Source organism: Arthrobacter sp. TJ-217, assembly GCF_058269255.1.
In genome coordinates this window covers 182,405-204,684 of the sequence record NZ_JBZCNJ010000007.1, presented here as the reverse complement: position 1 = coordinate 204,684, position 22,280 = coordinate 182,405, and the positions used below count along the sequence as shown (strand labels likewise).

At 64.1% G+C, this 22,280-nt stretch carries 22 protein-coding genes, 2 tRNA genes and 1 pseudogene; 9 read left to right on the top strand and 16 right to left on the bottom strand.

The window, feature by feature from the left end; all coding sequences use genetic code 11:
- Positions 1–75 precede the first annotated feature (75 nt).
- Entirely contained in the window at positions 76–732 is a 657-nt protein-coding gene (locus AC4D2R_RS13875; protein WP_490940607.1) for a rhomboid family intramembrane serine protease, read from the bottom strand.
- Between the two features lie 219 nt (positions 733–951).
- Positions 952–1,494: a peptidylprolyl isomerase gene (locus AC4D2R_RS13870; RefSeq protein WP_490940605.1), complete on the bottom strand. Its 543-nt coding sequence runs from the start codon at positions 1,492–1,494 to the stop codon at positions 952–954.
- 156 nt (positions 1,495–1,650) lie between these two features.
- Between AC4D2R_RS13870 and AC4D2R_RS13865 the strand changes: the two genes are divergently transcribed.
- On the top strand, positions 1,651–2,481 hold the full coding sequence (locus AC4D2R_RS13865; protein WP_490940603.1) for a hypothetical protein: 831 nt from the start codon (positions 1,651–1,653) through the stop codon (positions 2,479–2,481).
- 80 nt (positions 2,482–2,561) lie between these two features.
- Here the strand turns inward: AC4D2R_RS13865 and AC4D2R_RS13860 are convergent, their stop codons facing one another.
- The 3 genes and pseudogenes from AC4D2R_RS13860 to AC4D2R_RS13850 form a co-directional block, all read right to left on the bottom strand.
- On the bottom strand, positions 2,562–3,473 hold the full coding sequence (locus tag AC4D2R_RS13860; protein WP_490940601.1) for a DMT family transporter: 912 nt from the start codon (positions 3,471–3,473) through the stop codon (positions 2,562–2,564).
- A gap of 522 nt (positions 3,474–3,995) precedes the next feature.
- Complete coding sequence (locus AC4D2R_RS13855) at positions 3,996–4,223, bottom strand: hypothetical protein (RefSeq protein WP_490940667.1); 228 nt, start codon at positions 4,221–4,223, stop codon at positions 3,996–3,998.
- Positions 4,224–4,494: 271 nt separating this feature from the next.
- Positions 4,495–4,824 (bottom strand): annotated as a pseudogene (locus tag AC4D2R_RS13850) (response regulator); the annotation flags it as partial.
- Between the two features lie 30 nt (positions 4,825–4,854).
- Here AC4D2R_RS13850 and AC4D2R_RS13845 point away from each other — a divergent pair.
- Positions 4,855–5,028 carry a hypothetical protein gene (locus AC4D2R_RS13845; protein WP_490940599.1) on the top strand — a complete coding sequence of 58 codons (174 nt, stop codon included), beginning with the start codon at positions 4,855–4,857 and terminating at the stop codon, positions 5,026–5,028.
- A gap of 77 nt (positions 5,029–5,105) precedes the next feature.
- Here the strand turns inward: AC4D2R_RS13845 and AC4D2R_RS13840 are convergent.
- The 11 genes from AC4D2R_RS13840 to dnaA all read right to left on the bottom strand — a co-directional run bounded on the left by AC4D2R_RS13840 (position 5,106) and on the right by dnaA (position 16,969).
- Positions 5,106–5,178 (bottom strand) — tRNA-Ala (locus tag AC4D2R_RS13840).
- 45 nt (positions 5,179–5,223) lie between these two features.
- Positions 5,224–5,340, bottom strand: coding sequence for a DLW-39 family protein (locus tag AC4D2R_RS13835; protein ID WP_490903072.1), 117 nt, complete (start codon positions 5,338–5,340; stop codon positions 5,224–5,226).
- 38 nt (positions 5,341–5,378) lie between these two features.
- Positions 5,379–5,452: transfer RNA gene (locus tag AC4D2R_RS13830), tRNA-Ile, on the bottom strand.
- A gap of 87 nt (positions 5,453–5,539) precedes the next feature.
- The gene (locus tag AC4D2R_RS13825; RefSeq protein WP_490940597.1) at positions 5,540–6,067 is read right to left on the bottom strand and encodes a DUF3566 domain-containing protein; all 528 of its coding nucleotides are present in this window, start codon (positions 6,065–6,067) and stop codon (positions 5,540–5,542) included.
- Positions 6,064–8,724, bottom strand: a complete 2,661-nt coding sequence (gene gyrA, locus AC4D2R_RS13820) for a DNA gyrase subunit A (RefSeq protein ID WP_490940595.1) — start codon at positions 8,722–8,724, stop codon at positions 6,064–6,066. The genes AC4D2R_RS13825 and gyrA overlap by 4 nt, the downstream gene beginning before the upstream one ends.
- Positions 8,725–8,864: 140 nt before the next feature.
- Entirely contained in the window at positions 8,865–10,940 is a 2,076-nt protein-coding gene (gene gyrB, locus AC4D2R_RS13815; protein ID WP_490940593.1) for a DNA topoisomerase (ATP-hydrolyzing) subunit B, read from the bottom strand.
- Between the two features lie 244 nt (positions 10,941–11,184).
- Positions 11,185–11,775 carry a DciA family protein gene (locus tag AC4D2R_RS13810; RefSeq protein ID WP_490940591.1) on the bottom strand — a complete coding sequence of 197 codons (591 nt, stop codon included), beginning with the start codon at positions 11,773–11,775 and terminating at the stop codon, positions 11,185–11,187.
- Positions 11,759–12,946: a DNA replication/repair protein RecF gene (recF, locus tag AC4D2R_RS13805; protein WP_490940589.1), complete on the bottom strand. Its 1,188-nt coding sequence runs from the start codon at positions 12,944–12,946 to the stop codon at positions 11,759–11,761. Before recF ends, AC4D2R_RS13810 begins: the two co-directional genes overlap by 17 nt.
- A 10-nt stretch (positions 12,947–12,956) precedes the next feature.
- Entirely contained in the window at positions 12,957–13,853 is an 897-nt protein-coding gene (gene gnd, locus AC4D2R_RS13800) for a phosphogluconate dehydrogenase (NAD(+)-dependent, decarboxylating) (protein WP_490940587.1), read from the bottom strand.
- 56 nt (positions 13,854–13,909) lie between these two features.
- A complete protein-coding gene (dnaN, locus tag AC4D2R_RS13795; RefSeq protein WP_490903085.1) occupies positions 13,910–15,034 on the bottom strand; it encodes a DNA polymerase III subunit beta in 1,125 nt (374 codons plus the stop codon).
- A 525-nt stretch (positions 15,035–15,559) separates the two neighbouring features.
- Complete coding sequence (gene dnaA / locus AC4D2R_RS13790) at positions 15,560–16,969, bottom strand: chromosomal replication initiator protein DnaA (protein WP_490903314.1); 1,410 nt, start codon at positions 16,967–16,969, stop codon at positions 15,560–15,562.
- Between the two features lie 461 nt (positions 16,970–17,430).
- Here dnaA and rpmH point away from each other — a divergent pair, with 461 nt between their 5' ends.
- From rpmH to AC4D2R_RS13755, 7 genes are all read left to right on the top strand, one after another.
- Positions 17,431–17,568 carry a 50S ribosomal protein L34 gene (gene rpmH, locus AC4D2R_RS13785; RefSeq protein WP_055854070.1) on the top strand — a complete coding sequence of 46 codons (138 nt, stop codon included), beginning with the start codon at positions 17,431–17,433 and terminating at the stop codon, positions 17,566–17,568.
- Between the two features lie 87 nt (positions 17,569–17,655).
- Positions 17,656–18,036 (top strand): ribonuclease P protein component, encoded by a 381-nt coding sequence (rnpA, locus tag AC4D2R_RS13780; RefSeq protein ID WP_490940585.1) that lies wholly within the window; start codon positions 17,656–17,658, stop codon positions 18,034–18,036.
- Positions 18,030–18,404 (top strand): membrane protein insertion efficiency factor YidD, encoded by a 375-nt coding sequence (yidD, locus tag AC4D2R_RS13775; protein WP_490940663.1) that lies wholly within the window; start codon positions 18,030–18,032, stop codon positions 18,402–18,404. The genes rnpA and yidD overlap by 7 nt, the downstream gene beginning before the upstream one ends.
- 1 nt (position 18,405) lies before the next feature.
- Entirely contained in the window at positions 18,406–19,368 is a 963-nt protein-coding gene (gene yidC, locus AC4D2R_RS13770; protein WP_490903091.1) for a membrane protein insertase YidC, read from the top strand.
- A complete protein-coding gene (locus AC4D2R_RS13765; protein WP_490903093.1) occupies positions 19,365–19,910 on the top strand; it encodes a Jag family protein in 546 nt (181 codons plus the stop codon). Before yidC ends, AC4D2R_RS13765 begins: the two co-directional genes overlap by 4 nt.
- A complete protein-coding gene (rsmG, locus tag AC4D2R_RS13760) occupies positions 19,903–20,574 on the top strand; it encodes a 16S rRNA (guanine(527)-N(7))-methyltransferase RsmG (protein ID WP_490940583.1) in 672 nt (223 codons plus the stop codon). The genes AC4D2R_RS13765 and rsmG overlap by 8 nt, the downstream gene beginning before the upstream one ends.
- 344 nt (positions 20,575–20,918) lie before the next feature.
- On the top strand, positions 20,919–21,806 hold the full coding sequence (locus AC4D2R_RS13755) for a ParA family protein (protein WP_490940661.1): 888 nt from the start codon (positions 20,919–20,921) through the stop codon (positions 21,804–21,806).
- Positions 21,807–22,280 lie beyond the last annotated feature (474 nt).

The following is a 22,280-nucleotide window of genomic DNA, read 5'->3' as shown; positions in this document are numbered from 1 at the left end:
ACCCTGTGGATAAAGCAGGGCCCGGCAGCCATTGCTGGTTGCCGGGCCCTCTCGGGTTGTGGAGTTGGTGGAGGGTCAGGCCGAAATCAGTGACACTCCAGCGACGCTCAACAGCGCGAGCAGTCCCGCTACGGCGCCGATCCCGGCCCACTGGATCCGGGCGCGCGCCCTGCCCCGCGGGGCGTAGGCAAAGACGGCGGCGACCGCAGCGCCTGTCAGCAACCCGCCCAGGTGCGCCTGCCAGGCGATTCCCTGGACAACGAAGCCGAGCACGGCGTTGATCGCGATCAACACGACGAGCTGGCGCACGTCTCCGCCCCGCTTGCGCTGAATGATGAACAGGGCCCCGAACAGGCCGAACACGGCGCCTGAGGCACCGACAACCGGCTGGAGGGGGTTGCTCAGGAGCAGGACGCCCACCGAACCGCCGAGTGCGGCCAGCAGATACAGGGAAAGGAACCGGGCGCGGCCTAGGACGGGTTCAAGGGCCTGGCCGAGGATCCACAGCGCATACATGTTGAAGGCGATGTGGAGCAGGAATCCCGGGGAGTGAAGGAAGGCCGCGGTGAGCATCCGCCAGGGCTCGGCCTCGATCACGCCAGGGTAACCGGCCGTGTAGAGAGGAGCGTACTGGAGGGCTGAGGTAAGTCCCGGTACCGCCAGCTGAAGGAGGAAGAGGCCCACACACGCAGCGATGATCCCGAGCGTCACCATCGGGCGGCCGGAGCGCACTTTTCCGCCTAAGGCGGTTGTGGTCTTTGGCGCGTTCCGGGCCTGTTCGGCAACACAGTCGACGCACTGGATGCCCACGGCTGCCTGCCGCTGGCACTCCGGGCATGCCGGACGGCCACAGCGCTGGCAGCGGACGTAGCTGACCCGGTCGGGATGGCGCGGGCAGACCGGCGCATCTTGCGCCGGACTGCCCGCAGGTACTCCGTAGGACACGGAAGCCTAAAGCTGCTCTACGGTAATGCTCGTGATGACGACATCCTCGAGCGGCTTGTCGCGCATGTCGGTGGCGATTGCGTTGAGTTCATCAACCACCTTCCTCGATGCAGCGTCGGTTACCTCGCCGAAGATCGTGTGCTTGCCCTGGAGCCAGGTGGTGGGCACCGAGGTGATGAAGAACTGCGACCCGTTGGTGCCGCGCCCTCCCTGAACCCCTGCGTTGGCCATGGCGAGCTTGTAGGGCTCGATGAAGTCGAGGTCGGGGTTGATTTCGTCGTCAAACTGGTAGCCCGGACCGCCGATGCCCTGGCCCAGCGGGTCGCCACCCTGGATCATGAAATCCTTGATGATGCGGTGGAAGATTGTGCCGTCGTAGAGGGGGCTTGTCGATTCTTCGCCCGTCTTGGGGTGGGTCCATGCAATCTGGCCGGTGGCCAGACCGACGAAGTTCTTGACCGTCTTTGGCGCATGGTTGCCAAAGAGGTCAACCAGAATATCTCCGTGGTTGGTGTGGATGGTTGCCTTTGCGGTGGGGATAGCAGTCATGGAGCCCATTCTTCCACGGCGTATTACCGCCTAATATGCTGGTGCGAGCCCATTCCGCGCACAGTGAAAAAGCCGGGGAACTCTCCCCGTGAATAGCATGGCCTGCTGATAGCACGTAGGCTGACCAAAACGAGTCACGATCTGCTGGAGGTACTTGTGAAGAAGAACGAAAAGACAACACGAGCGTTCGACGAAGGCGTGATTGCGGGCATTGCTGCCGCGCGGGGCTGGGCAACCCCCCATGTTGGCGCGGCGTACGGCTGGGCGAAGCCGCGGTGGGACCGCGGGTTCGAAACGGCCACCCCCCGGATCCAGGAGAGCGTGCGCAGGGCGGCCACCGGGCTTTCCGGCGGCATAGCCACCGTGTCTCCGATGATCCAGGAACGGCTCGACCGGGTGGGTCCGCGGATCACCCAGGTGATCGACCAGACGACGCCGCGGGTCCAGGAGACCGTGGGCAAGGCGGGACCGGCGATCGTCATGGCTCGGGGCAAGGTCGTCGACGACTATATTCCGGCCCTTTCCTACAAGCTTGGCGAGGCCGCCGACTCGGCGTCGCGTTCGGTCGCCGGTGCCACGGTTCCCCCCTCGGTCACCTCGGCAGTCACCCGGATGACGGGCAACAAGAAGGCCGTCCGGAACGCCCAGCGTGCCCTCGCCGCAGCGGCAATGCAGGCCTCCAAAGACCTCAAGAAGCGGCAGAAGCGCCGTTCCGGCTCCAAAGTGTGGCTGATCCTCGGGATTATCGCCGCCGCCGCTACGGCAGGCGTCGCGGCTTGGCGCGCCTCCAAGCCGGTCGAAGACCCCTGGAAGACCCCTGCACCGGTCAAGCCGGCGCCCGTCGTCGTCGAGACGGTCGATTCGCCGGCAGTGGTCGTCGTCGAAGACGACACAACCGCCACCCCCACTACGCCTAAGCCGGCCGCCGCTGCCGAGACAACGGACAAGGCAAAGCACGCAGCACCTCCGAAGGACGCAACGAGCTAGTTCCTGCGTCAGCGGGCGCGGGAGGAGGGCCAAGAGCCTTCCTCCCGCGCCCTTCGTCGTTAAAGCGCCCAGTCCCCGCGTCAGTCCCCACCCATGGCCGGCGGCTGCGCGGCGGTCCTGGGTGTCGGCGCCCGGGTCTGGGACCGGGTCTGCCCCCTGAGCACCACCGCCAGCCCCAGGAGGATCAGCAGCAGCCCCGCGTAGGTTCCGCCCGGAAGCACCTCGTTAAGGAAGACGGCGGCCAGCAGCGCGGCCCCGGGAATCTCGAGGAGGATAATCATCGAGACCACGAGCGGGCTGAGAACGGCGAGGAGATGGTTGAAAACGCTGTGTCCCATGATCTGGGCCACGAGCGTCACCCCAAGAATGCCCGCCCATGCCTCGGGCGGAAAACCGGTGAGCGGCTGGCGGAAGACCAGGCACAGCACAAGCAGCAGGACGGCACACCCGCCGTAGCAGAGCGTGGTGTAGGTTCCCGTCGACATTGTGCGCCGGGCCGCGGCGCCCGCCACCTGGTAGACGCCGGCGAGGGCGCCGCCTGCGAGGGCAAGCACGTCGCCGAGGATGGCGTCAGCGGAAAGCTGGAGGTCGAACCCGGTGATCACGACGACGCCGGCGAACGCGATGCTCAGCCCGATCACGACGGCCGCCGGGGGGCGGGAGCCGCGGACCGCATTGAAGACGGCGATCCAGCCGACCTGGAGGCACACAAGGGCTGTTGCTGCGGCAACCGAGGTGAGTTTCAGCGACGTGATGAAGCAGGTGAAGTGCAGGGCCAGCGCGCCCGCCGCGACGGCAAGCCGGGAATAGTCGGTTCGAGTCAGTGCACGGAACTCCGCCCGTTTGGAGACTGCCGCGGGCCCTCCCATGATCAAGGCTCCGAGCATGTTCCGCCAGAACGCGATGGCGAGGGCAGGTGCGGCGGTCGCGGCCATGATGGGGCCGGACGCCGCGACGCCCACGACGCCGAGCACTGAGAGAAGAATGACCACCAGTAAACCCTATGGCACGTTCCGGGGCGGCCCGTGTGCACCGCTCGGGCAGCGCGCGGATTCCCGGCACATCGATGCTTCTGGAACAACCAACCACAAACAAAGGAAGTGGAGGCACGGGGACTCGAACCCCGAACCCCCTGCTTGGGAGTCGCTGTTTTCACTGGTTTTCCACAGCTGTGAATTCCTTGTATTTCCGGCGAACCGGAAATCACATCTTTTTTGAGTGCTTCATCACCAGTCGACTCCAGCGAGCGGAGCGCCGGCAGAAGGTTCAGCGGGAAGCGCTTAGAAGCTTCAGGAGGCCAGTGCCCAGGTGCGTATCGGCTGGGCAACACATGGCGTGCCTTGAGGGGGAGGGCCCGAGAGCACGTCAACGCCCTTTCCAGAGAGTGACCAGATTCTTAAATAGGTGACTTGGAAACCGCCCTTCACCGTGTACAGGACAACGAAGTGCGGACTGCACTGATGATCGGGCCTCGCGGGGCAGGGCACTGAGCCTTCTGGGTCTGTGGCGTCGCGTCAGGCACGCGGCGTCACCGTCCATACGCGTTCGCCGGCCAGTTCCTTGACCTGCGCGACTCGCCCGATGACGTTCTTGAACTCGGTGTAGAAGATGCTCGCGGCCACGAAATACCACACGAACCACCACCGGCGGCGGTGGACCTCGGGGGCCGACAGGCGGTACGCGAAGAACGTCTGCGCGGGCCCAGTGCCGAGCGTCAGCACTGTCGGCGAAGCGCAGCGCAACGGCGTCCGTGACACGATTCCCGAGGCGGCTGTGAACGGCCTCGAACTCGTTGAGTTCGACGAGCGCGAGAACGCCCGGCCGACCGCTACGGACCGCGCGCGCGATTTCCCGGTGCAGCTCGTCGCGAAGGACGTGGGCGCTCAATACACCAGTGCGGGGCTCGTCGCCAAGACGTTCCTCGGGGAGCGTGCGCGTGGCGAGCTTCGCGCGGACGCACGCGGCCAGCTCCCCCGGGCGCAGGGGCTTGGTGACGTAGTCGTCTGTCCCGAGCTCCAGAACGGCACGGATGTCTCCCGGCGTGCGCCCCTCAATGAGGAAGACGAGAGGGATGGTGCGCGTCCCGGGGTTCTCGCGCAGGCGCTCGACGAGCGAGAACCCGTCGATGTCCGGCAGCATCACGTCGCTGACGATGAGGTCCGGGACCGCCTGGGCGACCAGCTCCAGCGCCTGAGCGGCGTTACGAGCGGCCGTCACCTCGATGCCTATCTGCTGGAGCGTCGCCTTCGCCACAGCACGAATCTGCTCGTTATCATCGACAACGAGCACACGGCCGCGGGCTGGCGGGCGGCCGGCAGCTACTGCCGCGTCGACCTCTCCCATCAGTCTCGATTATCCCATTACCGCAGGCCAATGCCCCTTGTGCTAAGGCACGTCCAGGAACAACGCGTGGTGAGCTGGGGACAGGTGGTGGTGCCGCATGCCTTCCGGTGGGCGGTGGCCTCGGACATGGGCGTTCTGGTGGAGGCCCTCGGCGGCCCGTCCGGCGATGAAAATGATGGGTTCGCCGCTGAAAACGATGGGTAACCGCGGGTTGGCCCTGTACGCGGGAAAAGCAAAAGGCCCTGACCAAACGTTTCCGCTGGTCAGGGCCTTTCTCACGGTGGAGGCACGGGGACTCGAACCCCGAACCCCCTGCTTGCAAAGCAGGTGCGCTACCAATTGCGCCATGCCCCCAAATTTGGACCTTAGTCAGTATATCCCAACTGCCGCGGCCCGATTTCACTCAACCTCGTCGGTTGCCTTGCTCCAGACTGCCTTTTCCTTCTCGGAATCCTGCCACCGTTTGTAAACGAGAACTCCTGCTGCTGCAGCTGCGGCAATCAGCAACTTCTTCACAGTAGTCTCCTCGCAGTTTCCTGCTGGTGGTGGATCCGTGGGCGTACCAGGACTTGAACCTGGGACCTCTTCGTTATCAGCGAAGCGCTCTAACCGCCTGAGCTATACGCCCCGATACCTCATCGGGCCGAAATACGACTTTACAGCAGTGACCTGCCGATCATCAAATCGCATCCCGCGGTCCCGGAGGATCCGGTGATCAGTCGTCGGTAAGGGTGACGCCGATCCCGCCGACCAGTGCCGACGAGATGTTGTAAAGCACCGCCGAGAGCATTGCCAGCGCGGTCAGCAGGACGACATTGACCACGGCGATGATCGTCGCGAACGAGACAACCTGCCCGAGGGAGGCGAACTGCCGCAGGTCGAACCCGCCGCTTTCCGAGCCGGCGATCTCGCGCAGCAGCTCATTGACGCCGTCGAAGATGCCGGTGAGGTCAAGCACCGTCCAGATGACGATGGCTGCCACAACAGTGACGATGCCGAGGGCTACGGAGAGCAGGAAGGACATTTTAAGGACCGACCAGGGGTCGATCTTGCTCACAAGCAGGCGCGCCTTGCGGGCCTTCGCCTTCGGTGCCGGCTTCACCAGCCCCGGCCGGGTCGCGGGCTTCGTTCCCGCGGAAGCGGGGCGCTGCGACGGGCGCGCAGGGGCATTCACCCGCGGGGCACCGCCCGACGAGCGGACTGTCCCACTGGATGACCGCGGGTTTGTGTTGGCCGGGCTCACTCGCTACCTCCGTTTTCCGGCGACTCAGCGTTGAGCTCAGCCGTTTCTTCTGTCGTCAACGGTACTTCATCGGCGTCACTGGTCGTAGAACCTCCGGGCGTCTCAGATCCGTCGAGTGAAACAATCTGTGCTTCCTCGACCGCGTCGTCATCAACGGCGAGCGACCGCTCGCTGTTGCGGGCGACGCCGATGATGCGGTCCTTCTTGTCGGGTTTCGCGAAAATGACGCCCATTGTGTCGCGGCCCTTGGCCGGGACACCGGTCACGGCCGAGCGGACCACCTTGCCGCCCTCCATCACAACGAGGACCTCATCGCCCTCCTGCACCACGAGCGCGCCGACGAGGTCGCCGCGCTCCTCGGCGAGTTTCGCGACCTTGATGCCCAGTCCGCCGCGGCCTTGGACCCGGTATTCGTCGACCTTCGTCCGCTTGGCGAAGCCCCCCTCGGTCACGATGAACACGAAGGAGTCGTCGCTGACGACGGCTGCGGCAAGGAGTTCGTCGGTGTCGCGGAACTTCATTCCGGTGACGCCCGAGGTGGCCCGGCCCATGGGACGCAGCGCGTCGTCCGTGGCCGTGAAGCGCAGAGACTGGCCCTTGCGCGAGACAAGCATCAGGTCGTCGGTCTCGGAGGCGAGCTGCGCCGAAACGAGTTCGTCGCCGTCGCGAAGGTTGATCGCGATGACGCCGGCCGAACGGTTGGTGTCGTAGTCCTCGAGCCTCGTCTTCTTCATGAGCCCGCGCTTCGTGGCAAGGACAAGGTACGGGGCCTGCTGGTAGTCGCGGAGGTCGAGGACCTGGGCGATGGTCTCGTCCGGTTGGAAGGCCAGCAGGTTCGCCACGTGCTGGCCCTTGGCATCGCGGGCAGCCTCGACAAGCTCGTACGCCTTCGCCCGGTACACCCGGCCGAGGTTCGTGAAGAACAGCAGCCAGTGGTGCGTCGTTGTGACGAAGAAGTGTTCGACGACGTCGTCCCCGCGCAGCTGTGCTCCACGGATGCCCTTGCCCCCGCGGGCCTGCTGGCGGTAGTTGTCGCTCCGCGTGCGCTTGACATACCCGCCGCGGGTGATGGTGACGACCATCTCCTCTTCGGGGATGAGGTCTTCCATGCTCATGTCGCCGTCGTAGCCCATGAGGATTTCGGTGCGGCGCTCGTCGCCGTGCCGGTCGACGATCTCCTGGAGCTCGGTTGAGACGATTGAGCGCTGGACCTCCGGGGAGGCAAGGATGCGCTGGTACTCGGTGATCTCCCGCTCGAGCTTGTCGTGCTCGTCCTGGATCTTCTGCCTCTCGAGGGCGGCAAGCCGGCGCAGCTGCATGTTGAGGATCGCAGCCGCCTGGAGCTCGTCGATCTCGAGCAGGCTCATGAGGCCGTTCCGGGCGTCGTCGACCGTCTGGGAGGCACGGATCAGCGCGATTACCTCATCCAAGGCGTCGAGGGCCTTCAGGTAGCCCCGCAGGATGTGCGCCGCTTCCTCGGCCTTCCGCAGCCGGTAGCGGGTCCGGCGCACAATGACCTCGAGCTGGTGGGTTACCCAGTGCCGGATGAAGGCATCGAGGCTGAGCGTGCGGGGAACATCGTCAACGATGGCCAGCATGTTGGCGCTGAAGTTGTCCTGCAGTTGGGTGTGCTTGTAAAGGTTGTTCAGGACCACCTTGGCGACGGCGTCGCGCTTGAGGACGATCACCAGGCGCTGGCCGGTGCGCCCCGACGTCTCGTCGCGCAGGTCGGCGATGCCGCTGATCTTGCCGTCCTTGACCAGGTCGGCGATCTTGATGGCCAGATTGTCGGGGTTCGCCTGGTAGGGCAGTTCGGTGACAACGAGGCAGGTGCGGCCCTGGATCTCCTCGACGTTGACCACGGCGCGCATGGTGATCGACCCGCGGCCGGTCCGGTAGGCGTCCTCGATGCCGCGGTGGCCGAGGATCTGCGCGCCGGTCGGGAAATCGGGGCCCTTGATGCGGACGATCAGGGCCTCGAGGAGTTCCTCCTTGGAGGCGTCGGGGTTCTGGAGGTACCACTGGACCCCGTCGGCGACCTCGCGCAGGTTGTGGGGCGGGATATTGGTCGCCATGCCCACGGCGATGCCGGAGGAGCCGTTGACCAGCAGGTTCGGGAAGCGGGACGGCAGGATCGTCGGTTCCTGGTTTTTGCCGTCGTAGTTGTCCTGGAAATCGACGGTTTCCTCGTCGATGTCGCGGACCATCTCCATGGCCAGCGGGGCCATTTTCGTTTCGGTGTAACGGGGGGCTGCCGCACCGTCGTTGCCGGGGGAACCGAAGTTGCCCTGGCCCAGGGCCAGCGGGTAGCGCATGGTCCAGTCCTGGATGAGGCGGACGAGCGCATCGTAGATGGCCGTGTCGCCGTGCGGGTGGTACTGGCCCATCACTTCACCGACAACGCGTGCGCACTTGTTGAAGGAGCGCTCCGGGCGGTATCCGCCGTCGAACATCGCGTAAAGCACCCGGCGGTGAACGGGCTTGAGGCCGTCGCGGACATCCGGCAGGGCCCGGCCAATGATGACGGCCATCGCGTAGTCGAGGTACGAACGCTGCATTTCGGTCTGCAGGTCCACCTGCTCGATGCGGTCGGTCAGGACCTCTCCCTCGAGGGGCGCGTCGGGACCATTGCCGTCACCGATGGTGTCATCACTCATAAGTCAGTTCCCGTTCTATAACTGTTTGAAGCAACAAGAGTTGCAGGCTGTCGGCCCGCTGCCGCCGTCCTGGGAAAGCGCCGATGGCGTGCGGGCCCGCAGGCCCGCAACCCATCCTGCCGGCGGGTGCCGGCGGTTCATTAGATGTCCAGGAACCGCACGTCTTTGGCATTCTGCTGGATGAAGTTCCGCCGGGATTCGACGTCCTCGCCCATCAGCACCGAGAAGACCTGGTCGGCCGCGGCGGCGTCGTCCATCGTGACCTGCAGCAGCGTGCGGTGATCGGGATCCATCGTGGTTTCCCAGAGCTCGGTGTAATCCATCTCGCCGAGTCCCTTGTAGCGCTGGATGCCGTTGTCCTTGGGGAGCCGCTGGTTGTTGGCGAGGCCCTTCCGGATCGTCTCGTCGCGTTCCTTGTCGCTGAAGACGTAGTCGTGCGGCGCGTTCGACCACTTGATGCGGTACAGCGGCGGCTGGGCCAGGTACACGTAGCCGCTTTCGATCAGCGGGCGCATGTAGCGGAAGAGCAGCGTCAGCAGCAGGGTGGTGATGTGCTGGCCGTCGACGTCGGCGTCGGCCATCAGGATGATCTTGTGGTACCGGGCCTTCGCGACGTCAAAGTCCTCACCGATTCCCGCGCCGAAGGCGGTGATCATGGCCTGGACCTCGCTGTTGCCCAGTGCCCGGTCGAGCCGGGCCCGTTCGACGTTGAGGATCTTTCCGCGCAGGGGGAGGATCGCCTGGGTTTCGGGGTTGCGTCCCCGTACCGCCGAGCCGCCTGCGGAGTCGCCCTCCACGATGTAGATCTCGGACTTGGCCGGGTCCTTCGACTGGCAGTCCTTGAGCTTGCCGGGCATTCCGCCCGACTCGAGCAGGCCCTTGCGGCGGGTCGACTCGCGCGCCTTGCGGGCGGCAAGGCGCGCCTGGGCGGCCTGGATGGACTTGCGGATAACGTCGCGGGCCGGGCCGGGGTTGCGCTCAAGCCAGTCGCCGAGCTGGTCGGTGACCACGCGCTGGACGAAGCCCTTGGCCTCGGAGTTGCCGAGCTTCGTCTTCGTCTGGCCCTCGAACTGCGGTTCGGCGAGCTTCACGGAGATGACGGCGGTGAGGCCCTCGCGGATGTCGTCGCCGGTGAGGTTGTCGTCTTTTTCCTTGATGATGTTCTTGTCGCGCGCGTACTTGTTGATCAACGTGGTCATGGCGGCACGGAAACCCTCCTCATGGGTTCCGCCCTCATGGGTGTTGATCGTATTGGCGTACGTGTGGACGCTCTCCGAGTAGGCGGTCGTCCACTGCAGTGCGACCTCAACGGCGATCTTGCGGTCGGTGTCTTCGGTTTCGAACGCGATGACGTCCTCGTGGATGACCTCGACGCGCTTGGAGGAGTTCAGGTGCCGAACGTAGTCGAGCAGCCCGTTTTCATAGAGGTACTCGACGTGACGGTGCTTCGGGGTGTCGTCCTCGGGTTCCTCTCCGGGCTCGTGGTGCTCGGTGATTTCATCGGTCTCGATGTCGGCCCGCTCGTCGACGAGGCTGATCCGCAGTCCCTTGTTGAGGAACGCCATCTGCTGGAACCGGGCGCGGAGCGTCTCGTAGTCGAACTCGACGCTTTCGAAGATGGTCTCATCCGGGTAGAACGTCTGCGTGGTTCCGGTCTCGGAGGTTTCCTCGCCCCGGACCAGCTCTCCGACGGGCTTGCCGCCGTCGGCGAAGGACTGGTGCCACACGTAGCCCTGGCGCCGCACTTCGGTCTCGACGCGCTTCGAGAGCGCGTTCACAACCGAGATGCCGACGCCGTGCAGGCCACCGGACACGGCGTAGCCGCCGCCGCCGAACTTTCCGCCGGCGTGAAGGATGGTCATGACGACTTCGACTGTGGGACGGCCCTCGGTTGGGTGCATGTCCACAGGGATGCCTCGGCCGTTATCGATGACCCGCACGCCGCCGTCGGCGAGCAGGGTCACCTGGATGCTGTCGGCATGCCCGGCAAGTGCCTCGTCGACGGAGTTGTCGACCACTTCATAGACAAGGTGGTGAAGACCGCGGGGACCTGTGGATCCGATGTACATGCCGGGGCGTTTCCGCACCGCCTCAAGGCCTTCGAGCACCGTGATGTCGCTGGCGCCGTAGCTGTGGGAGGTCGCTGCTGCGAGGGCGGGTGATTCGCCGACCCCAATTTTTACATCGCTAGCGTTCAACTCGTTGTCGTTTGCCACAGGCGCAGTCGACTCCTCAATGTTTTGGAAAGGAAAAAACCTATCCTATTCTACCCTGCGGCACCGGAGATTCCGGCATCAACCGCCCTTCACTGGCCAATAATGCCGCTTTGGAGCGGACCGCGGGTGCCGGGCTAGGGACGTATACGTCTCCAAGGGCTTGAGAGCGCCACACGGCGCGAGGCGATTCCGCGGCCCTTCCCGGCGGCGGCGTCTGCGGCACCCGGAGGAATCGGCCGATCCACTACCCGTAGGTGTCGCGAGGACCGCGCCCCTTCACCGATCGGCCGCCCTTCCTCCAGTTGGGAGCTGCCGGGCCAAGGACGGAGATGCGGGTCACGACTCCGGGGCCGAGTTCCGCGTCGAACCGCCGAATCAGGTCGGGGCTGATCAGGCGGAGCTGCGTGGCCCAGGCTGTTGAGTCGCAGCGCACCAGAACGGTGTTCCCATCAAAGCTCTCCGGGGTGCAGTGGGCGGAGATCTCGGATCCCACAAGTTCGTTCCACCGGGCCAGCACCGAACCGACTGCCACCGGGGAGTTCCATCCGCGTTCGGAGAGCATCCGGTTGAATACCCTTCCGAGGCCCTCTGGATCCCTTCCTCCGTAGACCGGGTCGGGCGAGTACCGCTTCCGGGGCGCCGAGGGTGTGCGGCGCGATGCCGAAACCCGGGGATTTCCGCGGGAGGCGGAGGCGGCCCGCAGCCGGTTCAGCAGTGCCTGCGGCGCATTCCGTTCAACCTCGTCGGGCGGCGGGGGTTCGCTGTTGGCGTCGCTTTCCGGCCCGGACAGGGTCCGGGCGTCGGGGGTCTCCTGTTCCTCATCCCGCCTCGACATCGATTCCTCCAGGGAATACCTTCAGTTGCCGCCCCGACAGCTCGTCGGGGATGTCGCCCGCGACGGCGGCCGTGACAAGAACCTGCTCGGCTCCGGCCACGATGCTGGCAAGGCGGGTTCTGCGCTCAGTGTCCAGCTCCGCGAAGACGTCGTCAAGGATCAGCACCGGCGTCGCGCCGGCGGTTTGATCTTCGACATTGAGCAGGTAGTAGGCGGCAAGCCGCAGCCCGAGGGCCACCGACCAGGTCTCGCCATGGGAGGCATAGCCCTTCGCCGGTGCCGGTCCGAGCGTGAGGTCGAGTTCATCCCGGTGCGGTCCCACGAGGGAGATGCCCCGGTCCAGTTCCTTCCGACGGTGCTGGATCAATGCCTCAAGGAAACGTTTAGTCAGTTCCTCCTGGCCGATCCCCTCGAGGTTTTCGGGGCCGGAGCCGGGATGGCCGGGTTCGTCGTCGTCATCGAAGACCGCCGAAATGCTCGACCGGTAGGCTGCACCGGCTTCCTTCGAGCCCTCGGTGAGCTGGGCGTAGGCACGCGCCAGGTGCGGCCGGAGCCGCGAAACAAGTTCCACCCTTGCCGCGAGCAGCTTCGAACCCGATTCGGCGAGGTGCTGATCCCACACCTCCAGGGTCGCTTCGTGGCCGGTGGAGAACCGTCCCGCGGCGCGGGCCGACTTGAGCAGCGCATTGCGCTGCTTGAGAACCCGCTCGTAGTCCGAGCGCAGGGCGGCCTGATGCGGCATCAGGGTCACCAAAAGGTCATCGAGATAACGCCGCCGGCCGGCGGGATCGCCCTTGACCAATGCCAGATCCTCGGGAGCGAACAGCACCGTGCGAAGTATTCCCGCAGCGGAACGTGCCCGAACCGGATTAGCCCGGTTGATCCGGGCCCGGTTCGGGCCTTCGGCATTGATCTCGACCTCGACGCTGGTGCGCTGGGTGGCGCGCACCAGCTGGCCCCGCACGAACGCCCGTTCGGCGTCGAAGCCAATGAGGGGTTTGTCGGTCGTTACCCGGTGCGACGAAAGCGACGCCAGGTATCCAATGGCCTCGACAATGTTGGTCTTGCCAACACCGTTCGGCCCCACGAACACCGAAACTCCAGGGAACAGCTCGGTGTCGAGGTGCTTGTAGCTGCGGAAGTCCGTGAGGGAGAGATGCTCTATGTACACCGTCCGCCGTTCACGAGGGGTCGGTGTTCGCCGGCCGCACCGCGTGGCCGCCGAACTGGTTGCGCAGTGCGGCAACCATCTTCATCGCGGGAGAATCGTCCTGCCGCGAGGCGAACCGTGCAAAGACCGATGCAGTGATCGCCGGCATGGGTACTGCGTTGGCGATGGATTCCTCCACAGTCCAGCGGCCCTCGCCGGAATCCTCGACATAACCGGCGATGCGCGCCAGCTCCGGGTCCTCGTTCAACGCATTGACCATGAGGTCGAGGAGCCAGGACCGGACGACCGTGCCCTTCTGCCAGGCGGTGAAAGTTCCCGGAACGTCCTTGATGATGTCCTTGGCCTGGAGGAGTTCATACCCTTCGGCGTATGCCTGCATCAGCCCGTACTCGATGCCGTTGTGGACCATCTTGGCGTAGTGGCCGGCACCGATGTCACCGACGTGGACGAAGCTTTCCTGGCGTTCGCCTTCAGGACGAAGGGCATCGAACACAGGCATCGCCCGCTCCACATCCGCGGCGGACCCGCCCACCATCAGGCCGTAACCGTTGGCCAGGCCCCACACTCCTCCGGAGACGCCGCAGTCGACGAAGGCGATTCCCCTCTCCGCGAGCAGGGCACCGTGGGCCTGGTCGTCGGTGAACCGCGAGTTGCCGCCGTCGATGACCAGGTCCCCCTCCTGGAGCGAGCCGGCAAGCTCACGGACGACGGCGTCGGTGGCGGCCCCCGCCGGCACCATGACCCAGATGAGCCGCGGGCTGGGCACCGTCTGGATCAGCTCGTCGATGGAGGAAACATCTGTGATGCCGGGGTTCCGGTCGAGACCCGTCACCGTGATTCCTCCACGCCGCAAACGTTCTCTCATGTTGAAACCCATTTTGCCGAGTCCGATGAGGCCGATGTGCATTGAAAATCCTCTTTCTGGGGTGGGGCTGGAGCCCTCGGGCTCCGGGGGGTGCCCGGCTACTGGTTGGGAAGCCGGACGGGCATCAGGAGGTAGCGGTAGTCTTCCCGGTCCTCGCCTGCCTGATCTTCTTGGGCCGACATCACCGCGGGTTTCGGTGGCGCGGTGAAGGAGAAACGCACGAACTTGCTGCTGAACGCCCCAAGTCCCTCGCTGAGGTACTGCGGGTTGAAAGCCACGGTGATGTCGTCGCCGTCGAGGGCGGCTTCGATGGCTTCGGAGGCCTGGGCATCCTCGCCCGTGCCGGCGTCGAGGGCAACCTGGCCCTGGGTGAAGGTGAGCCGGACCGGTGTGTTGCGCTCGGCAACGAGGGAGACACGCCGCACCGCTTCGACGAGGGATGAGGTCTCAACGACCGCATGGATTGGAGTGGTCTCGGGGAACAGTGATCGGATCTTCGGGTAGTCGCCGTCCACGAGAAGCGAGGTCGTACGCCGGCCGCCGCTCTCGAAACCGATCAGTTCGCTGTCCTCCGAGAAGGCGATGTTCAGATCACCGGCGCTGCCGAGTGTTTTGGCGACCTCGCTGAGGGTCTTTGCCTTGACCAGGGCCGAGGTGGAGATGCCCGGAGTCGACGGTTTCCAAGACACCTCCCGGAGCGCAAGGCGGTACCGGTCGGTGGCGAGGAGGGTGATCAGGTCGTCTTCGATCTCCATCCGCACACCCGTGAGGATCGGCAGGGTGTCGTCCCTGCTCGCGGCAATGATCACCTGGGAAACGGCCTGGGCAAACGCTTCCCCGTCAACGACGCCGCTGACGTTGGGCAGCTTCGGAAGCTCCGGGTACTCGGCCTCGGGCATCGTCGAAAGATTGAACCGGCTGTTGCGGCAGGTCAGTGTGACCTTCGAACCGTCAGTTGCCACCTCGACCGGGGCCGAAGGAAGACTCCGGCAGATATCGGCGAGGAGCCGCCCGGAAACCAGGATGGTTCCTTCCTCGGCGATGTCGGCCGGGATCTCCAGCCGTGCGGAAATTTCGTAGTCAAAGCTGGCAAGGCTCAGCGTTCCACCTTCGGCACGGATCAGCAGGCCGGCCAGTACGGGGACCGGCGGCCGCGGAGAAAGCGAACGTGCCGTCCATGAGACAGCCTCCGCTAAAACGTCCCGTTCAACTCTGAATTTCACGGAAAGATGCCGCCTTTCACAACGTACTGAGTGGGTAGAACCAACACTGAGGTGCGGGAGCCTGACTCCATGTCCGCTCCGGACTCATCGCACGGGAGGGCACGGCGGAGACAACCCTGCTTGGAGACAGCTTAGCCTGCCAGCCCGTCGTGCTGCGGGCCTGTTGCGCAGACCGGCGGGGGCAGTCCCAGACAGAGGGGGTCGGGGGTTCGGGCAGGGAACCCGGAGGGGAAATGTTATTTGAAAAGCTTTGGAGGTTAAGGTTCGTAGTGTTAATAACTGCTGTGGAAACTGTGGATAACCGGCCTGCTGCGCCGGGATGCGCGGATGTGGCCTGTGGACAACCTGTGAGGCTGAACGCCGGCCTGCATGCGGGGGCTGTGGGCAAAATCCTTGTCATTGCGCGGATCCACAGCCAGCATGCCGGTTTTCCTCAGGAAGCGGACACTTGTTCACCGAGTTATCCACAGGTCTGTCCACACCTGTTAATTTCACGGCCGTGGTACCGCGCAACGGCGCGGATTTTCAGACCTCACGCTGCTTGTGTTTGATCCGGTTGGTCAGTTCGGTGACCTGGTTGAAGATCGCCCGGCGTTCGGCCATGAGTTCGCGGATCTTGCGGTCGGCATGGATCACGGTCGTATGGTCGCGTCCGCCGAGTTCCTGGCCGATCTTGGGAAGTGACATGTCCGTTAGCTCGCGGCAGAGGTACATCGCGATCTGACGCGCCGTCACCAGGGTGCGGGTGCGCGACTTGCTGCAGAGTTCTTCCATGCTGATCTGGAAGTAGTCGGCGGTCTGGGCCATGATCACCGTCGAGGTGATTTCCTGGGCACCGTCGTCGGAGATGAGGTCCTTGAGGACAATCTCAGCAAGATTCACGTCAACGGGCTGCCGGTTGAGGCTCGCGAAGGCCGTGACCCGGATCAGTGCCCCTTCGAGCTCGCGGATGTTCGTCGCGATCTTCGAGGCGATGTACTCAAGGACGTCATCCGGGGCGCTCAGGCTGTCGCTGATCGCCTTCTTGCGCAGAATGGCGATACGGGTCTCAAGTTCCGGCGGCTGGATGTCGGTGAGCAGGCCCCACTCGAACCGGGACCGCATGCGCTCCTCAAAGCCCGACAGCTGCTTGGGCGGCAGGTCGGAGGTGATCACCACCTGCTTGTTGTGGTTGTGCAGCGCATTGAAGGTGTGGAAGAACTCCTCCTGGGTGCGGTCTTTGCCCGAAAGGAACTGGATGTCATCGATCAGCAGGATGTCCACGTTGCGGTAGGTCTGCTTGAAGCTCGTGCCTTCGTCGTCGCGGATCGAGTTGATGAAGTCGTTGGTGAACTCCTCCGAGTTCACGTACCGCACCCGGATTCCCGTGTAGAGGTGGCGGGCATAGTGTCCGATGGCGTGGAGCAGGTGGGTCTTGCCCAGCCCCGAATCGCCGTAGATGAACAGCGGGTTGTAGGCCTTGGCGGGGGCTTCGGCCACGGCCACGGCCGCTGCGTGGGCGAAACGGTTCGACGAGCCGATGACGAAGGTGTCGAAGATGTATTTGGGGTTGAGCCGGCCGAATTCGTGGGAGTTGCTCGGCGGGGTCGGCGAGGGCTTGGGTTCGCCGCGCTGCTCGGGAGAGGGATCCGGCTCCGGGGCGGGTTCCTCCTCCGCTACGGGCGTAAGTTCCGGGTCGATGACGAAGGCGCACTGGATGTCCTCGCGGAACACCGAATGCAAAGCCTCATCGAGCGCCGCCTTGAGCTGCGTCTGCAGAACCTCACGGGTGAGTTCGTTGGGGACGGCCACCAGCATCGTCGTTCCAATGAGCCCCTGGGCCTGCGCCAGGACGACGAATCCGCGCTGGCGAGGTGTGACACGGTCGTCGTGCTCAAGAGTGCGGATCACCTTCCGCCATGAGCTGCCGACGTCGTTGACCTCGTCTGTTTCCACCACTACTGCCCCTTAAGCCACGCTGTGCACTTGAATGCCCGTCATCCACAGGGTTTTACACAGATGGTGGATAAACGGGCCAGAGCCAAGACTAAGGGATGCAAAGTACAGAAGATAGCGGGCAAACACTGATCAGTAGGCGTACAAAGACCTGTGGACGGTGCGTCTCGGGGGTCGGATGTGCCCGTTCAAAGGCCCCGGTTGTCCACAGGTGGGGATAACCCGGGCCCCACAGGGCGGTTCTTTCCGGTTTGACGCTGGTAGGGCGGGTCACCTAACGTTATGTAGTCCTTTATGTCTGCATTTCGCATGCCATCACAACAGTTCCGGGTAGTAAGAGGCCTCGGGACCGTGACGGCGTTTCGAGCGATTGCGGGTATGTACCTTAGTCGCGTCAGTCTGTTCTTCCCCCTTGTTGCAATGGGCCGGGCGCATCTCAAGATCGTCTTGGAGTAATCACAGTGAGCAAGCGGACCTTTCAGCCGAATAACCGCCGTCGTGCCAAGAAGCACGGTTTCCGCCTTCGCATGCGTACCCGCGCAGGCCGTGCCATTCTTTCGGCACGCCGCAGCAAAGGCCGCACCGAGCTTTCGGCCTAGGCGGTTCAACCAGTCCCGCGATCGAGCCCCTGGGCTGGATCATGCGGTATCAAATACTTTTCCGGGTTGTTTGGAGAGGCGCATTAGATGCTCGCGAAGGCCAACCGGGTTCGCATCTCGACGGACTTTTCGCGGACTGTACGTTCCGGTGCCCGATCTGGGCGCCGGAACGTCGTTTTATATGCGGCAGCCACGCGGGATGTGGATCCGACCCGGGTCGGCTTCATCGTAGGGAAGAATGTAGGGAACGCGGTGACGCGGAATCTCGTTAAGAGGAGACTGCGCGAAGCAGCTGCCCACTACGTGTCCGATCACCCGCATGGGATCGATCTGGTGGTCCGGGCACTGCCGGCTTCTGCGGCCGCCGGCTGGAACGACATCAGCATGGACTTTGAGAAGGCGGTGGCCGCCGCAACGCGGCGGCTGACCACTTCACCTAATGGCAAAGACGGAGGCAGGGCATCGTGAGAACCACCGGTTCCCGGCATGCTCCAACCCTTGCCCGCCTCATCGACCTCCCCCGGTTAGTGCTGATCCTCCTGTTGACGGCATACCGGAAGGTTGTCTCCCCCCTCTATGGGCAGGTATGCAGGTTTTATCCGAGCTGCTCGGCTTACGCCCTTGAAGCAGTTACGGTTCACGGCGCCATCCGCGGCAGTTCCCTCGCCGCGCGCCGGCTACTGCGGTGCCATCCTTGGAACGACGGCGGTGTCGACCACGTCCCGGAGGGCCCGCGCGCCTTTCCCGATGGAAAAGTCCCCAAAATTGTTGTGTTGAACCACCCGGTGATTCCGGACGATGACGAAAGCCGCCCCGCGGTCCGAGGAGCTAACTGACATGGATTTCTTCGAGACGATACTCTTCCCCTTCCGGTGGCTGGTGTCCTGGATCATGGTGATGTTCCACGAAGGCTTCACCTTCCTGGGACTCGATGCGGCGTCGGGCTGGACCTGGACGCTTTCCATCATCGGCCTGGTTGTGGTCATCCGGGCGGCCCTGATCCCGGTCTTCGTCAAGCAGATCAAGGCACAGCGCGGTATGCAGGCCCTGCAGCCCGACCTGCGCAAGCTCCAGCAAAAGTACAAGGGCAAGACCGACCAGCTTTCGCGCCAGGCAATGACGCAGGAGCAGATGGCCCTGTACAAGAAGCACGGGACGAACCCGTTCGCGGCCTGCCTGCCGATCCTGATTCAGATGCCGTTCTTCTTCGCCCTCTTCACCGTCCTGAACGGGATCTCGAAGGCGAGCGATGAGAACGCCGGGATCGGGGCGCTCTCGCCGGAGGCAGTGCACGAGTTCGACGATGCCACCATCTTCGGGGCGCCGCTGTCCTCGACCTTCCTCGGAAGCTTTGGCGGCAACATCAACCTGAGCGTGATCATCCTCTCGGTCCTCATGATCATCGCAATGACCGCTTCGCAGTTCATCACGCAGAAGCAGATCATGGCGAAGAACATGTCCGAGGAGGCAATGCAGAGCCCCTTCATGCGTCAGCAGAAGATCATGCTCTACATCCTTCCCCTGGTCTTCGGCATCGGCGGCATCAACTTCCCCATCGGCGTCCTGATCTACTGGACCACCACGAACGTCTGGACCATGGCCCAGCAGTTCTACGTGATCCGCCGCATGCCCACCCCGGGTTCGCCCGCCGCCAAGGCGCTGGCCGAACGGCGCGCCAAGAAGGGGCTGCCCATGGTGCCCCTCCTGGGTGAGCGCAAGTCCGAGCCGATCGTTGAGACAGTGCCGCAGCCACGGGTTCAGCGTGTACAGCCACAGCGGAAGAAGAGGAAGAAAAAATGAGCATCGAGAACGATGAAATCGGCCCCCCTGAGGAACTTGAGGCAGAGACCAGCGCCGCATCCAAAGCCTCCCAGCTCGAGGATGAGGGCGACGTCGCAGCCGACTACCTCGAGGAACTCCTCGACATTGCCGATATCGACGGGGATATCGACATTGAAGTGCGCAGCGGCCGGACGTACATCTCGATTGTTTCGGACGACAGCGCCAACAGCGGGCTGAAGTCCCTTGTGGGCAAGGACGGCGAAGTCCTTGAAGCTCTCCAGGAACTGACCCGGCTCTCCGTGCTCACGGCGACATCGGCGCGATCGCGGCTGGTGCTCGACGTCGACGGGTACCGGGGCGTCCGCGGCCAGGAACTGAGGCAAATCGCCGAGGATGCTGTGGCCGAGGTTAAGGAAACCGGTGGCGAAGTGGTGCTTTCGCCAATGTCGGCCTATGAGCGCAAGATCGTCCACGACGTCGTCGCCGAGCTTGGATTCGTCAGCGAATCGGAGGGTGAAGGTGCCGGACGGCACATCGTCGTTTCCGCTGCCAATGACTGATCCGGATCTCGGGGCGTCCGATGGAGCTGGCACCGTAGACATCAGCGGCGAAGAGCGTCATGCCGCTGAAGCCGTTTTCGGCGAACGCTTCGGCCTTGCCGAGCGGTTCGTCCACCACCTCGCAACGTCGGGGATTGAACGCGGCCTCCTGGGCCCGCGGGAGGTTCCCCGGCTGTGGGGAAGACACGTGCTGAACTGCGCTGTGATTGCTGAACTGATCGAACCAAATGCCACGGTCGCCGACGTCGGAAGCGGCGCCGGGCTCCCCGGACTCGCACTGGCGATTGCGCGGCCGGATCTCTCCCTCGTGCTGATCGAACCGCTTGAGCGCAGGGTGGCCTGGCTCAACGAAGTCGTTGACGACCTTTCCCTGCAGAACGTGAGGGTCCTCCGGGCGAGAGCGGAACAAGCCGTTGAAACCGTGGATGTCGACTTCGTGACTGCCCGTGCGGTTTCCGCCCTGACCAACCTCGCCGGCCTGACCATGCCCCTGCTGCGCGGCCACGGGCAGGTGCTTGCGATTAAGGGCCAGAGCGCGGCGGAGGAAGTTGCCAAGGCGGGCAAGACGATCCGGCGCCTTGGTGGATCCAATGTTGAGATCCTGACCGCTGGAGCTGACGTGCTGCAGGAACCGACGACGGTGGTTCGAATCACTGTGGGTTAACCGGCGCCCGGATCGGTACCAGGGCGGCGTGCAGCCCCCTTACCTGCCCTCCGCCCGGCGGCGCTGGGCGGGAAACCCGCCCCAAGCCGCTAGTCTTAGAAGTAACACTGCCTGGCATGTTGAGAGTGAGCTATCGAGTGAGCACAAAAGACAGCGCAACGAAGAAGAACCCGACGTTGCTGGTTGCTGGCGCTCCTTTGGCGGTAGGTCTCGGACAAATTCAACCGGAAGTGTTTGCAGACCCCGCGAACACCGGGATTGTTTCACGTGAAACAACGTTCTCCCTCACGGACGGCACACCCCCGGACAACGGAGCTGCAAAGGTAACCAAGGGCAAGAATGTGATTGAAGCGATAGACGACTCCTCGCCTTTGGGCCGGGAGCTGGCAAGCGAGACGCGGCGGCGGGAGAAGCTCCTGGGCCGTAAACTTCCCCGGCCTGAACAGACACGGGTTGTCACCATCAGCAACCAGAAGGGCGGCGTGGGAAAGACCACCACGACCGTGAATATTGCTGCCGCCCTCGCATCGGCAGGGCTGAACGTGCTCGTCATCGATATCGACCCGCAGGGAAATGCCTCGACCGCCTTGGGCATCGAGCACCACGCCGAGGTAGACAGCATCTATGACGTCCTTATTGACGACATGCCGCTTGGCCAGGTGGTGGCGCAGTGCCCGGACATCGACAACTTGATCTGTGCACCGGCCACAATCCATCTCGCGGGCGCAGAGATCGAACTTGTTTCCCTCGTGGCCCGCGAACAGCGGCTGCGGCGGGCGATAGACGTCTATGCGAAGGAACGCGCCGAGAACGGCGAGGAGCGGCTGGACTACGTGTTCATTGACTGCCCACCCAGCCTCGGGCTCCTCACGGTCAATGCTTTCGTCGCCGCGCGCGAGGTGCTGATTCCGATCCAGTGCGAGTACTACGCGCTCGAGGGGCTCAGCCAGCTGCTGAAGAACATCGAAATGATTCAAAAGCACCTGAACGCCGACCTCGTCGTTTCAACGATCCTGCTGACCATGTACGACGGCAGGACCAACCTTGCCGCCCAGGTAGCGGCGGAGGTGCGGGAGCACTTCCCCAAGCAGGTCCTCAAGGCGGTGGTTCCGCGTTCGGTGCGAATCTCCGAGGCCCCGAGCTACCAGCAGACGGTTATGACTTACGACCCTTCCTCAAGTGGCGCTCTCTCCTACCTCGAGGCTGCGGCGGAGATTGCGGAACGCGGCTAGTCCTTTACTTGAGGGCGGAGCCTACACCGTAGACTGGCGTTATTGATTGTTGTCGCGGGCAGTTCCTGTGTGCGCACCCTGAAAGGATCACCAATGGCTGAAAAACGCCGCGGCCTCGGCCGGGGGCTTGGCGCCCTCATTCCAAGTGCACCTGTAGAGGAAGCGACGCCGGAGGTTGCGACCAGGAGCTCGACGGGACGTCCCGCCGACCTCTTCTTTGAATCGGGGACGGGAGCGGCCAACTCGGCGGAGGAGGCGCGCAGCGCCAGCCGCGGTGGCATCAACAAGGATGCCCTGGTAGCACCCGCCCGCCGCAAGACCAGCAAGGCTCCAAGCTCCCGCACCGCGCCGAGCTCCAGGGATGCAGAGGCCGGCAGGGATCAGAACGGCGCCGCCTCCGCCCCCAAGGGGAAACGGAATACATCCGAGACCCCGGCGAAGCCGAAAACTGTTTCACGTGAAACCGCTCAAGCA